Source organism: Fodinibius halophilus (assembly GCF_011059105.1).
Lineage (GTDB): Bacteria > Bacteroidota > Rhodothermia > Balneolales > Balneolaceae > Fodinibius > Fodinibius halophilus.
Map to the genome: position 1 here is coordinate 111,729 of NZ_JAALLS010000003.1, position 14,210 is coordinate 125,938.

Here is a 14,210-nt window from a genome sequence, read left to right on the forward strand (position 1 = left end):
ATCTTAGAACTTCTTTCTAAGTATATCTATCAATTTTTTAATATTTTCTTTGGACTCATCATCTATATCAATTCCACCATTTAGTACTTTCTCATAGAATAACTTTGCGTTAAGTACCTTATCCGTTTTTTTTGCTATCGTTGAATTCTTTTTTCTTTTATCATATTTGCCTGTCTCTAATATTGCCGAATGATATAGATCTTTACTTAAAACATCTTCAATTGCTGCATTTGCCAATGGTATTTTACCTATCATATCTTTAGTTGTGCACTCCCAATCCTTATCTAACTTCTTTTTTGCTTCTTTATATCCATTATCATTATCGAACAGATAATATATATCACAACCCCAGCCTTGGAGAATAGTTCCAACATGTGGCATATTAGTAGCCCCACCCCCATGAATTATATTGACTGAATTCTCATTCATAATTTTCATAAAAGCATTTAAATAATAGTAGTCAGAAGGACCTTCAACAATTATATTATTAATCTTATCAACATTACTTATTCCATCATTTATACCTAACCCTATTGTTGTTAAAACTGGCGTTAATGTTTCTTTATCCGAAACCTTATGTAATTTATTAGATATTGTAGTATTATTATTTTCTTTCAAAACAGCTCTAACTCTATGCAACCTATCATTACTAATCAAATAAGGGGAATGTGTTGAAAAAAGAATTTGTGAAGGCAAATCATTCAATCTCTTGATGATATCTTTCTGTGCTTTAGCATGTAAATAAAGACCAGGTTCATCTATCAAAATTATATTATCGTACTCTTCTTTTGTCTTCGCAGATACCAAAATATAAAAAGATAAATACCACTGTTTTCCCTTACTCCTCATGCTGGGCTTAAAATGCTCATTTTCTTCAGAAATAAAGAACAAGACTGTATCACTATCCCATTCTATTAAAACCTCTGACTGATCTTGTTTCCAATATTTTTGAAGCTCTTCATTGAATTCTATATTTAATCTTTTTTTATGATTAACCTTCTGTAGGTTCCCTCCTGACTTTATTAAACTTGTATCAATATCAGAAATTTTCTCAAATGCTTTAATCCATTTACTATTTGATAAATTATCGATTTCAATCTCATTAGGTAAGATATCATCAAAAGATTTAAATAAAACGAAATATGGCACATAGTGCGCAAGCTCAGTCGCATATCTTAAATCATCGTTATCATTTTTATTAATCTTGAGTAAGCTAATCAACTCATTAACTTCTTGGGTTAAAGTATTTACATTGCTAACATGACTATTGTTATTTAATTGATTAGTATATTGCTTGAATCTCTTTATTGAATCTTCAAGATTGTTATAAATGACCTCAGGAAGTTTAACTTCAGCCTGTCTTGACACATTTTCATCATGCAATATGTTAATCTCACTAGTTTTCTTTTCTATATCTTCCCTAACTTTATATCGTGCCTTTTTAATTTCTAATAATCCTATTTGGCGCAAGAATTCTTCATCCAAAAAATAATTTGATGAAAAATCTTTTGTCAAAGTCAGCTCCAATTCATTTTTGGACAACTCTTTAATCTCTTCTGTTACTTTAAAGGTAGGAAGCTCTTCATGACCAATTCTTAGGGTAAGCTCAATTCTCGGTTCTCCATCTTTATGTACCGGTATATGATCTTCAGAGAATTCTTTATCTACGTTAAAGCACTCCAATGCTTCAAGAACATTAGACTTTCCTGACTCATTTTTTCCTGCTAAAATCGTTAAATCCCTTGACAAATAGCATTCCCCTGAATCAATAATTGATTTAAAATTAAAGATTCTAAAACTAATTAACTCCATGACAAATAACTTTGATTACAAATTAAAAATACACTCTTAATAAAGAGTATGTATAAAAAACATTTTGATAATGTCTCCCTAATAAAAATTCTGATCAAACCTACTCCATGGCTTCCAGGGCTTTGTCGATCATCTCTGATAGTACTTTTACGTAACGGTCTCCCAACTGCTCGCTCTGCAGACTATTAAGGCTTCTCCATTTATCCTTAACTTCCTGGGCAACGCGTCCCCCCTTTGCTGTTGAAACAACGGATGTAGCACGTCCTTTCGATTCCCGCTCAACCAGTTCGCGCCGCTCCAGCTTTTGCACCAGTCGTGTTATGGTAGAAGGCTTAAGGTGCAGGCGCTCTGCCAATTTGCTCGGCTGTATCCCCGGATCATTTTGAACCAATAGTAATAATAGCGCATGCGACGATGATAACCCTACCGAAGCAAAGACCTCATCGGCTTGTCGCGTAAGCTTTCGGGAAAAAGCTGCTGCTAAGAAAAAGAGATTCCCTTCAAGAATGTCATCGTTGTTTTCTGCCATAACAATTATTTTGGCTGTGCATGCAAATCAATATAGTGATCCATGAGAATTTTAAAAACAAATCCCACTACAAACCGATTCCTTTGTACAAAAAAACGGATCAACCGTTCTATCCCGGGCACCTATTACTCTATATCGATATCCCAGATCCGCTCACAATAATCACGAATGGAACGATCAGAAGAAAAGTGTCCCATCTTCGCAACATTTAAAATTGCCTTTTTATTCCAGTCGAAACTATTTCGGTAATTCTCTTCTACCTCCTTCTGCTTGTCGATATATTGTCGGAAGTCTGCCAGTACCATAAAATAGTCGCCCTGGCTAAGTAAAGCATTGGTGATAGGGTGAAAAAGGTCCGGAGTTTCGGGGGTGAAATATCCCTCATGTATCTGGTCTACCACCTTCTTTAGCTCTTCATCCTCCTCGTATATCTCCTGTGGATGATAACCACTGTTGCGCACCTCTTTAATTTCATCCACGGTGTGCCCGAAAATAAAAATATTTTCATTCCCCACCTGTTCACGGATTTCAATATTTGCCCCATCCAGTGTACCAATCGTTAGCGCGCCGTTGAGGGCAAACTTCATATTCCCCGTGCCCGAAGCTTCCATTCCTGCTGTAGAGATCTGTTCAGAAAGATTGGCGGCAGGAATCATCTTTTCGGCCAGCGACACACTATAATCCGGTAGAAAAAGCACCTTTAGCTTAGGTGCCACATCCGGATCATTATTAATAACCTCGGCTACACTGTTAATCAATTTGATATGCAGCTTGGCCATCGTATAGCCCGGAGCCGCTTTACCAGCAAAAAGCAGTGTTCGTGGCGCAACATCTGCATTGGGATTTTTCTTCAGCCTGTTATATAGCGCGATGGCATGCATAATAGCCATTAACTGACGCTTATACTCATGGATCCTTTTGATCTGGATGTCAAAAATAGAGTGGGGATCTACCTGCACGCCCATCGTCTTTTTAATATAGCCGGCCAGCTGTTGCTTATTACGAAGTTTGATCTCTTTAAACTGCTCCTGAAATTCTTCATCGCCGGCAAACTTCTCCAGCTGCTGCAGCTGTTCTAAATTTGTAACCCAATCACTGCCAATATTATCAGAAATAAGTTCCGATAATTCTCTGTTACACTGCCGCAGCCATCGGCGGGGGGTAATGCCGTTTGTTACGTTGGTAAACTTTTGGGGAAAGTGGTCGCTAAAATCACTGAAAATAGTTTTCTTCATCAGCGAGCTGTGCAACTTCGAGACCCCGTTTACTTTTTTCGCCCCCACAATTCCAAGGTGGCCCATCCGTACGCGCGACTCCATCTCATTACTAATAATCCGCATATCGTTCTTCTTGCTGTTCGCGCTACGATCACCGCTTACCTCAATAGTATTCAAAAAACGACGATCAATCTCGCGAATAATCTGTGTATGTCGAGGAAGCAAATTTGACATCAACGACAGTGGCCACTTCTCCAGTGCCTCCGGCATTAACGTATGATTGGTATAGTTGATCGTCTTTGTCGTAATCTCCCAGGCCGGTATCCATTCCAAACCCTCTTCGTCCATCAGCACACGCATCAACTCCGGAATCGCCAGGTTCGGATGCGTGTCGTTACATTGAATCGCCATCTGTTCGGGAATCTTAGACAGGTCTGAAAACTGCTTTTTAAAGCGCACCATGGCATCCTGCAGCGAAGCCGAGACTAAAAAATACTCCTGTTTCAGCCGCAGCTCCTGTCCCTTGAATACCTTGTCATTGGGATACAACACGCGCGAGATATTCTCTTCCAGCAGATTGTTGCGTACTGCATCAATATAATCTCCCTGGTTAAAGCTTTTAAGATCAAAGCCTTCATCAGACGTTGCCTTCCACAGACGCAAGTGGTTAACCACATCATTTTGATAACCGGGAATAGGGGTATCATAGGCCAGTGCTGTCACGTTATGGGTATTCACCCAGTCAAAATGGAGGCGCCCGTTGCTATCCTCATGGGCCGTAGCCTCTCCATAAAAACGAACCCGGTATTTCTTCTTGGGACGCACTACGCTCCACGGGTATCCATACTGCAACCACATGTCGGGCTTCTCTACCTGCCAACCGTTTTCAATATCCTGATCAAAAATACCGTAGTCGTATCGAATGCCATAGCCCAGCGCCGGTACGCCCAGGGTAGCCATCGAATCCAGGAAACATGCGGCCAGCCGCCCCAGCCCCCCGTTACCGAGCCCGGCATCAGCTTCGGCTTCGCGCACCTTATCATAATCAAGCCCCAAATCTTCAATCGCCTCGGCCACCACATCCTGCACTCCCAGATTAATGAGCATATTATCCATCAGCCGCCCAATAAGATACTCCATCGACAGGTAGTACACCCGCTTCGACTTTTGGGCATAATAGCTTTGCTGGGTGTTAATCCACCGATCATGCAGGCGATCCATAACAGCCATTACCACACTTCTATAATGGTCCCACTCTGTGGATGAAAACTTATCTTTAGCCAATGTATAATGAAGATGCTGATGGATATCTTCGCGAAAGGCATCCACATCCATTCCCGTACGGGGGTTGTGCGAGGTGTCTGAAGGCATTGTCTGTAAACCCAATTATTGTATTTGTTAATTGGGTAATTAAATGCGAATACAGTAAAAATAAAAATCGAGCTTAAAAAGAAGTGCAAATCCCTTTTTAAAAAATAGCTGGTGCAAACTCAATATTGCACCAGCTATACAATGGGACTGTTAAAATTCAGTAACCCAGTTTATTACTACGAGCCCGGGCAGGTACCCCATTCAGGTTTATTACTCTCTGTAAGTGGACTTCCTGCGGAGAAGTTAGAAGGTTCTGAAGAAATATTAGATACACACCAGCTGCTAATATCCTGATTAAAAGATGCTGCATCTTCGAACATTGAAGTCATGCTCGTTACATTGCTCACGTCCCAGTTGGCAATATTTCTATTAAAGGAATCTGCATGCTCAAACATACTGCTCATAAATTCAACACTGCTTACATTCCAACTACTGATATTTCCATTGAAGGTATCAGCCCCAGCAAACATTGACCGCATATCTGTAACACTGCTAACATTCCAATTGCTGAGATCTCTATTAAATGAATTTGCCCCATAAAACATATCCTGCATATCCGTTACTTTGCTCACATCCCAGCCACTGATGTCTGAGTTAAAGGAAGACGTTTCACTAAACATATTCTCCATATTCGTTACATTGCTTACATTCCAACCACTAATATCTCCATTAAAGGCTGAAGCCTGATTAAACATGTTATCCATGTCTGTAACAGACGAGACATTCCAGCTACTAATATCTCCATTGAAAGTACTATTTCGCTCAAACATTCTACTCATTTTCGTTACACTGCTGACATCCCAACTGGTGAGATCTCTATTAAAAGCTGTGGCTTCATAAAACATCTCACTCATATCTACTACATTACTCACACCCCAGTTGCTGAGATCTCTGTCAAAGGAAGTTGCACGGAAAAACATAGCACTCATATCGGTTACACTGCTCACATCCCAATGACTAATATCACCATTGAAAGTATCCTCACTACCAAACATACCACTCATGTCCGTTACTCCACTCGTACAGGTTGTTTCGGCATTGGAAGTAGTAATCTGGGATTTGCTGCGTTTGGTATAAGTAACGCCATCCACTTCTCCGGTGTCACCCACACTGGCATCCTCACACTTTACTGTCACTCCGTTTTCAGCCAAATAAAATGGAGATTGCTCTTTAAACACAGCCATTACTTCTTTGGCCCCATCCATCGTAATTTGCTGGGGATTTTCACTGCCGGTTAGATCTTTGGTCCACTCTACAAACTCCCAGCCGGTAGCAGGATTGGCCGTCAATTTCACAACAGTACCGTGCTCGTAATCTGTGGATTTTTGTTGAACGATTTCCTCATTTACTGATCCATCACCATCTGTGGTAACGGCAAGCTCATAGCTTTTTACTTTAAAGTTGGCTGTAATAGAATAATCTTGATCTACTGTCAATGACAACGGATTGTCAGAACTCTCTACATCGCCGGTCCAGCTGGTAAACATATATTCTTCGTTGGCATTGGCATCAATCTCAATTTCTTCCCCTTCATCATAGGTGTTTGAACCTGAGGGAGAGATCGATCCCCCTTCGGTAGAAGACAGATCAACCGTGTAGGTGGTTGTTTCGCCTTCATCTCCCGGACCGGTCCCCGAATCGCCGCACGCGGCCAACATGAATCCTGTAAATAAAAGTGTGATAAGTAGTTTGGTTAGTCGTCTCATTATGATATTCTTAGTTTTTTTAGTGGATTAAGCCGGCCTTTTTACGGCTGGCAAATAATTATCAATTGTTTTCTATGTACCGGGACAAGTTCCCCACTCCGGTTCATTACTATCTTCAAGCGCACTGAATGATGAAAAACCACCGGGCTCTGATGTGAAATTTGATACACACCAGCCGCTGAGATCTTGGTTAAAAGATGTAGCATTATAAAACATCGTCTCCATATCTGTAACTCCCGAGACATCCCAATCGCCTATATCTCTATTGAAGCCCTCAGCATCGGCAAACATAGTGTTCATATCGGTTACATTAGACACATCCCAGTTACTGATCTCCCCGTTAAAGTTGATAGCATCATGAAACATATCACTCATATCTTCCACACCGGATACATCCCAACTGTTGAGATCCTGATTAAACGCCTCGGCACCTTGAAACATGCGCTTCATACTTTCTACACTACTTACATCATCTCCCCAGCTGTCGATATCCTGATTGAAAGAAGTAGCATTCCAAAACATCGCACTCATATCCGTCACGCTGCTGACATCCCAGTTGCTCAAGTCACCATTAAAGGCAGTAGCATCCATAAACATAGATCCCATATACAAAACACCAGAGACATCCCAACTGCTGATATCCCCACTAAAGGCCTCGGCACCTTGAAACATTTTAAGCATATTCGTAGCACTAGACACATCCCAGTGGCTGATATCCTGGTTAAAAGACTTAGCATCATGAAATATAGCAGTCATAGTTGTAACACTGCTGACATCCCAACTGCTAATATCTTCGTTGAAATCCACAGAGTCCCGAAAAACATAACTCAAATCCGTAATATCACTTGTGCAAGTGGTAGAGGCATTATCTGTGGTAATCTGATCGGCAATGCGCTTAGTGTAAGTGACATCATCTACCGTACCGGTATCGCCAACGCCGGCGTCTTCACACTTGATAGTCACACCGTTTTCGGCCATATAAAATTTTGCTTGTTCCTCTTCGAAGACGGCCGTTACCTCTTTAGACTCGTCAATGGTAATCTGTTGGGGATTCTCTGTTCCTGTCATATCTCCTTGCCACTCCACAAAGATCCAGCCGCTGGCGGCCTCGGCGGTTAGTTCTACAGTTTCTCCTTCATCATAGGGGCCATCGGCTGACCGAGAAACAGCCCCCCCTTCTGATGGCGTTACGGTGATATCCATGCTGTAGGTGGTTGTTTCACCTCCATCGTTGTCTCCATTACCGTCATTGCCGGGACCGGTGCCGGAATCGCCGCACGCAGCCAACATGAATCCTGTGAATACAAGTGTAGTAAGTAGTGTGGTTAGTCGTCTCATCATGATTTTTTTTCATTCCTTTTAAATTTTTTTCCGGGATGACCAATCCTTGATTGGTTGGTCATCCTGTTTGCATATTCTACTTATTGGAACATGCGTTTGTGCTCCCCCAATTCGGGAGTTTGACACTGCCTTCAAAACCGGCACCGGCATCAAACTCAGTGGGCTTTGTACCAAACTGACTCACACACCAACCGTTTAGATTTTGATCAAAGTCTACAGCGCCCTTAAACATTTTATCCATATTATTTACGCCTGACACATCCCAGGCTCCTATATATGTATTGAAGTTTATAGCGTCCCTAAACATGTTACCCATATTTTCCACACTGTTAACATTCCAGTCTCCGATATCCTGGTTGAACAATGTAGCACCAGTAAACATACTCTCCATACTTGCAACATTACTGACGTCCCAATCACTGATATCTTGGTTAAAGGATGAGGCATTCTTAAACATTCCATCCATATTCGTGACACTGGAGACATCCCAATCGGCGACATCTCCATTGAAGGCCGTAGCATCTTTAAACATATCCCGCATACTTGTAACATTACTGACGTCGTCCCAGCCAGAGAAGCCTCCTAAATCTTGATTGAACGAACTAGCACCTTCAAACATACTTGACATACTCTCTACCTTGCTAACATCCCAGTGACCAACATCCCCATTGAAGGCTGTAGCATTTTTAAACATGCCCCTCATATTTGTTACGTTACTGATGTCTTCCCAGCCCAAGATGCCTCCCAAATCTTGGTTGAATGAACTGGCACCGTCAAACATACGAACCATACTTTCTACACTACTGACATCCCAACTTCTGATATCCTGATTAAATGAACTGGCACCAACAAACATCCGGTTCATTTTCGTTACACTACTGACGTTCCAATCAGCAATATCCCCGTTGAAAGCTGTAGCGCCCCAAAACATGTTACTCATATTTTCCACACTGCTGACATTCCAGTCTCCGATATCCTGGTTGAATGATGTAGCACCACTGAACATTCCCACCATATCGGTAACATTACTAACATCCCAGGTGGCTATATCCTGGTTAAAGGATGAGGCATCACTAAACATATTATTCATTACCGTGACGCTTCGCACATCCCAGCTGCCAATATCCCCATTAAAAGCTTTAGCTTCCCAAAACATAGTACGCATAGAGGTGACACTGCTAACATCCCAGCTGCCAATGTCTTGGTTGAAGGCTGTAGCTTCATAAAACATACTTCGCATAGAGGTCACATTGCTCACGTCCCATCCACTGATATCTTGGTTAAAATTGATTACGTAGGAGAACATGTCTCGCATAGAGGTCACATTACTCACGTCCCATCTTCCTATATCCTGATTAAACCTAACTGGATTACTATAACTCCCACCAAATAAATCACTCATATCAGTTATAAGCGTGGTACATACCGCAGTTAGATCTTCGCCGTTGCTTATCTTTTGCTCCAGCAACGTTCGGTCCACGGCTTCATATTCTTTGCCGTATGAATCTCCGTTTAATATACCTTTCTGGCCGGGTTCGGCTTCGGGACATACAACGGTCACCCCATTTTTCGCCAGATAGAACAGGGGCTCAAAAACCGCCGTCACCTCTTTGGGGTTATCAACGGTAATTTCGGCAGGATTACTGCTACCCGTCAAATCCCCCTGCCATTCCACAAATCGCCAACCGTCTGCAGGCTCGGCCGTCAGCTGCACCGAAGTACCGTGCGTATAACCTTTGGCCTTGACTTCTTCTTCGGTTACCGAACCTTCGCCATCGGTATTCACCGTCAGATCATAGCTTTTTTCCTCAAAGACTGCTGTAATGCTTTTGTCCGCATCCATCGTAAATTCGGTCGTCGGTTGCGTACCATACAGATCGCCGGTCCATTCGACGAACTCCCAGCCGTCCGCAGGATCTGCCGTCAGCGTCACAGTTGTCCCCGGTTCGTATTCGCTCTGGTCCGGATTCTTGGTCACCAATCCCTGACCTGTTGTCGATAGGGACAGATGTACCGGACTCTTTTCAAAGACGGCGGTTACCGTTTTAGAAGAACCCACCGTAATTTCGGCAGGATTACTGCTACCCGTCAAATCCCCCTGCCATTCCACAAATCGCCAACCGTCTGCAGGCTCGGCCGTCAGCTGCACCGAAGTACCGTGCGTATAACTTTTGGACTTCACTTCTTCTTCGGTTACCAAACCTTCTCCATCGGTATTCACCGTCAGATCATAGCTTTTTTCTTCAAATACCGCCATGATATCTTTCTCTGAATTCACCGTAACTTCCATCGTGGGATGAGAACCTGAAATCTCACCGCCCCATTCCTTAAAAGCCCAACCATCTGCCGGTGAAGCCGTCAAGGTAACCGTTGAGCCATATTCATATTCAGTCTGGTCCGGATCTTTGGCAACAGATCCTTTGCCCGCCGTATTTAAGTTCAAAGAAAACGTCTCTCTTTCGAACACGGCTGTTACTGCCTTGGCCGTATCTACGGTAATTTGAGCAGGGATACTGGAGCCTGTTAAATCTCCTTTCCACTGCACAAACTCCCACCCCTCGGCCGCATTGGGAGTCAATTCTACGACATCCCCATATTCATAAGCTTTGGCTTTCGATACCACCTTCTCAGAAACGGCCCCACTTCCTTCGGTTGTTACTGCCAGTTCATAACTTTTCTTCTCAAAAACCGCCGTTATCTCTTTGGGATCATCAACCGTAATTTGAGTGGGGTTTTCAGTAGCTGTTGTGTCTCCTTTCCATTCAACAAACTTATACCCTTTGGCCGGTGTGGCAACCAGTTCTACTGCCGTACCGTCTTCGTATTCATTCGACTTCTGCTGTAACACCTTTTCCTGGATTGAACCTTCTCCTTCCACGTTGGTACTCAACTCATAATTTTTGGGCTCAAAGTTTGCGGTAAGATTAAAATCTTGGTCCACCGTCAACGGCAGTGGATTTACATTCCCTTCCATATCTCCGGTCCAGCCGGCAAAAACATAGCCATCTTCCGGGTTGGCCAATAACTGTATTTCTTTTCCTTCTTCATACTTTCCTTCTGTCGATGGGGATACCGTTCCGGCATCTGTTGGGGTCGTTTCGACCGAAACCGCGTAAGTTGCAACTTCCTCCTTTTCATTATTCCCATTATTTTCATCGGGATCAGGTCCCGTGCCCGAATCGCTGCATGCGGCCAACATGAATCCTGTAAATACAAGTAGGATAAGTAGTGTGGTTAGTCGTCTCATCATGATATTATTTTTAGTATAACTTAAAGTTCGCCGACACTTTCGAAATTAGTCTGTAAACTTTACTGAAAAGGCATTGGTAATTCCTGTTCAAGACTAGTTTTAATCGCTCTCTGTTATTATATACGTGATAGGAATAAAAAATCCCTCATTTTCATCCGGATGAGATATTTTTTCTCTTCCAAATCGAAAAGGAGGGGAGGAAAGTGGTAAAGTTTTACTGCCTGGTACGTTTATAACTATTGAAAGCCGGGCGACTTCAAAAGCTCAAAACGGAGAGAAACAATTATTATCCCTTTCGGTAGATTCCATAATCCGGTTCAAAGCCGGGACGGGTTAAACTCGCAGGCAGGTCAAGCTCAAGAAATCCCTGGTAGGCGTTGGTTGCAACAAAATCCTGCTCAAAAATACCGTAGACTGCAGAACCACTGCCCGTCATAGAAGCATAGATGGCACCGAACTCATACATCTGGTCTTTAAGATTTCCCGATACATGAATGCGAGGGAACACCGCCTGCTCCAGGTCATTGAACAAGGTATACTGCCACTCATCAATAGGCTCTTCGGTAAGCGTCTTTTTGAGATCAAAATCGGGATCCGGGTTGGGCACACAATATTTATAGGCCTCAGCCGTACTGCTCTGTTTATTGGGATAACATGCCACAATCCAATGATTGGGCTGGATATCCAGCTCTTCGATTTCATGGCCAATACCTTTGCCAATCCCCGTCTTACCCTTAATAAAGAAGGGCACATCCGCCCCGATATTACGACTCAGGTCAATAAGCTCATCATCACTGAGTCCCATCTCTTCAATTTTGTTAAGCATCCGCAGCGTCAAAGCAGCGTTACTGCTTCCACCTCCTAGCCCTGCTCCTGTTGGAATACGTTTATCAACCCGAATCAGGTAATTGTTTTTGAGCCCCACATACCGATCCAGGGCCGCAATGGCTTTATTAATCAGGTTACTGCCATCGGTAGGGATCTCCTCATCGCTCAGCTCAAGCTTCATCTCCGGTGCCTGGCGAACCTCAAAACGATCGCGCCACTCCAGAAAACAGAAGCCCGTTTCAATAGCGTGATAGCCCGTTGGCAAGCGATCCAAAACATGCAGACCTAGGTTTATTTTTGCGTACGAATCAGCAATCCAGATTTCGTTAGACATCTTTATACATTCTTTTGAAACCCTGAGGGTCTCGTGGTTAAATAGTAGAAATTATGTTTGCAACAAATCAAAAAATACCTGGAGTTATTGTATAATTATTTTGGCTCCAAAACCTGCACTTTGATGCGGAATCTCGAGATCCTGAAAGAGATACTTCGACAAGCCAACCTATGCTAAGGTGTAATCTACCGAAACCCTTAGGTGTAGGTATGGCTTCGGCTGATAAACTCAGTACATGGTTCAGGATGACATCAAGCCTTATGACTTATCTACACTATGTTAACCAACATTTTTAATGTTACCTGACCAATAACAAATAACTATTAACTAACATACTCGTCTTTAATCTCCAGCATATAATTATAGGCAGCCTCATGCTCGTTTGGAATCTCCCCGTCTAATATGGCCTCTTTAATTGCATCCTTAATATCACCAATAACAGGACCGGGAGAGATATCCAGTGCATCCATAATTTCATCACCGCTTATCGGGTTGGTCCAATTACGCATGCGATCTTTCTCTTCTACGCGCTGAATTTTCTCTTCCACGCGATCAAAGTTCTGGTTATACCGTTTTACCTTGTAATCGTTCTTGCTGGTAATGTCGGCACGGCACAACAGCATGAGATCCTCGATATCATCACCCGCCTCATAAATAAGGCGGCGTACCGCACTGTCGGTCACCTCATCAGAAACCAACGCAATAGGCCGCAGGTGTAGCCGCACGAGCTTTCGCACGTAACGCATCCGCTCATCCAACGGTAACCCCAGTCGACGAAAAATTCCTTTAACCCAGTGTGCCCCAAGCGCATCGTGTCCATGAAAGGTCCAGCCGGTGCCCGGCTCAAACTTTTGCGTAGCCGGTTTGGCAATATCGTGCATGATTGCCGCCCAGCGCAGCCATAAATCACCGCCCTTTTTGGCAACATTATCAAGCACCTTTAAGGTGTGCCAAAAATTATCTTTATGACGAACTCCACGCACCTCTTTGACCCCGTGCAGCTTTACCAGTTCAGGGAAAAAGTGATGTAGCAATCCAGTCTTAAACAGATGAGCAAAGCCGATAGAAGGTTTCGGGGCCATCACAATCTTATTGAGCTCTTCGATAATCCGCTCTTTAGAAATAATTTCAATGCGGTCGGCCATCTCCTCAATGCCGCGATAGGTCTGCGACTCAATATCAAACTGCAGCTGTGTGGCAAACCGAATGGCCCGCATCATGCGCAACGGATCATCATCAAAGGTCTTAAGCGGATCTACCGGGGTTCGGATGAGCTGCTTTTTCAGATCCTGTATTCCCTCAAAGGGATCAATAAGCTGGCCGAAGTTGTCTTTGTTGAGCGACCATGAAAGGGCATTAATAGTAAAGTCACGGCGCAGCTGATCGTCTTCCAGCGTACCATCTTCCACAATAGGCTTGCGAGAGTCGCGGCTGTAACTCTCCTTGCGTGCGCCAACAAACTCAAGATCCATATTCTCATATCGAATATGTGCGGTCCCGAACTGCTTAAAAACAGATAAATTATCGGCACCCAGTCGTTCAGAAATCTCTTTTGCCAGCTCGATTCCCGACCCTATAGTCACGAAATCGATATCCTGCTCGTCGGCATCTTTAGTCCTGTTCAGGTAAAAATCACGTACATAGCCACCTACCACATACACATCCTGGCCTACGGCTTCTCCGGCCTCGGATATAACTTCAAATACTTCTTGGTGTTGCTCAGGGATATCTTCCACGGGCCCTTTCTTTGTTCAATAATTACTAGTCTGAAAATGAGCGTAAAAATAAGAACAAAAACGCTTGCTTTCAGGTATTCTTTGCT

General features: G+C 43.1%; 8 protein-coding genes. All 8 read right to left on the minus strand.

Going from position 1 to position 14,210, the window contains the following annotated elements:
• Nucleotides 1-3: 3 nt before the first annotated feature.
• Nucleotides 4-1,812: an AAA family ATPase gene (locus G3569_RS03745; protein ID WP_165266231.1), complete on the minus strand. Its 1,809-nt coding sequence runs from the start codon at nucleotides 1,810-1,812 to the stop codon at nucleotides 4-6.
• A 100-nt stretch (nucleotides 1,813-1,912) separates the two neighbouring features.
• Complete coding sequence (locus G3569_RS03750) at nucleotides 1,913-2,341, minus strand: MarR family winged helix-turn-helix transcriptional regulator (RefSeq protein ID WP_165266233.1); 429 nt, start codon at nucleotides 2,339-2,341, stop codon at nucleotides 1,913-1,915.
• Between the two features lie 125 nt (nucleotides 2,342-2,466).
• On the minus strand, nucleotides 2,467-4,929 hold the full coding sequence (locus G3569_RS03755; RefSeq protein WP_165266235.1) for a glycogen/starch/alpha-glucan phosphorylase: 2,463 nt from the start codon (nucleotides 4,927-4,929) through the stop codon (nucleotides 2,467-2,469).
• A gap of 176 nt (nucleotides 4,930-5,105) precedes the next feature.
• Nucleotides 5,106-6,635 (minus strand): BspA family leucine-rich repeat surface protein, encoded by a 1,530-nt coding sequence (locus G3569_RS03760; protein WP_165266237.1) that lies wholly within the window; start codon nucleotides 6,633-6,635, stop codon nucleotides 5,106-5,108.
• A 72-nt stretch (nucleotides 6,636-6,707) separates the two neighbouring features.
• Nucleotides 6,708-7,976 (minus strand): BspA family leucine-rich repeat surface protein, encoded by a 1,269-nt coding sequence (locus G3569_RS03765; protein ID WP_205720017.1) that lies wholly within the window; start codon nucleotides 7,974-7,976, stop codon nucleotides 6,708-6,710.
• A 76-nt stretch (nucleotides 7,977-8,052) separates the two neighbouring features.
• Nucleotides 8,053-11,226: a BspA family leucine-rich repeat surface protein gene (locus G3569_RS03770; RefSeq protein ID WP_165266239.1), complete on the minus strand. Its 3,174-nt coding sequence runs from the start codon at nucleotides 11,224-11,226 to the stop codon at nucleotides 8,053-8,055.
• A gap of 286 nt (nucleotides 11,227-11,512) precedes the next feature.
• Nucleotides 11,513-12,388, minus strand: coding sequence for a 4-(cytidine 5'-diphospho)-2-C-methyl-D-erythritol kinase (gene ispE / locus G3569_RS03775; RefSeq protein ID WP_165266241.1), 876 nt, complete (start codon nucleotides 12,386-12,388; stop codon nucleotides 11,513-11,515).
• A gap of 323 nt (nucleotides 12,389-12,711) precedes the next feature.
• A complete protein-coding gene (locus tag G3569_RS18880) occupies nucleotides 12,712-14,124 on the minus strand; it encodes a CCA tRNA nucleotidyltransferase (RefSeq protein WP_165266243.1) in 1,413 nt (470 codons plus the stop codon).
• Nucleotides 14,125-14,210 lie beyond the last annotated feature (86 nt).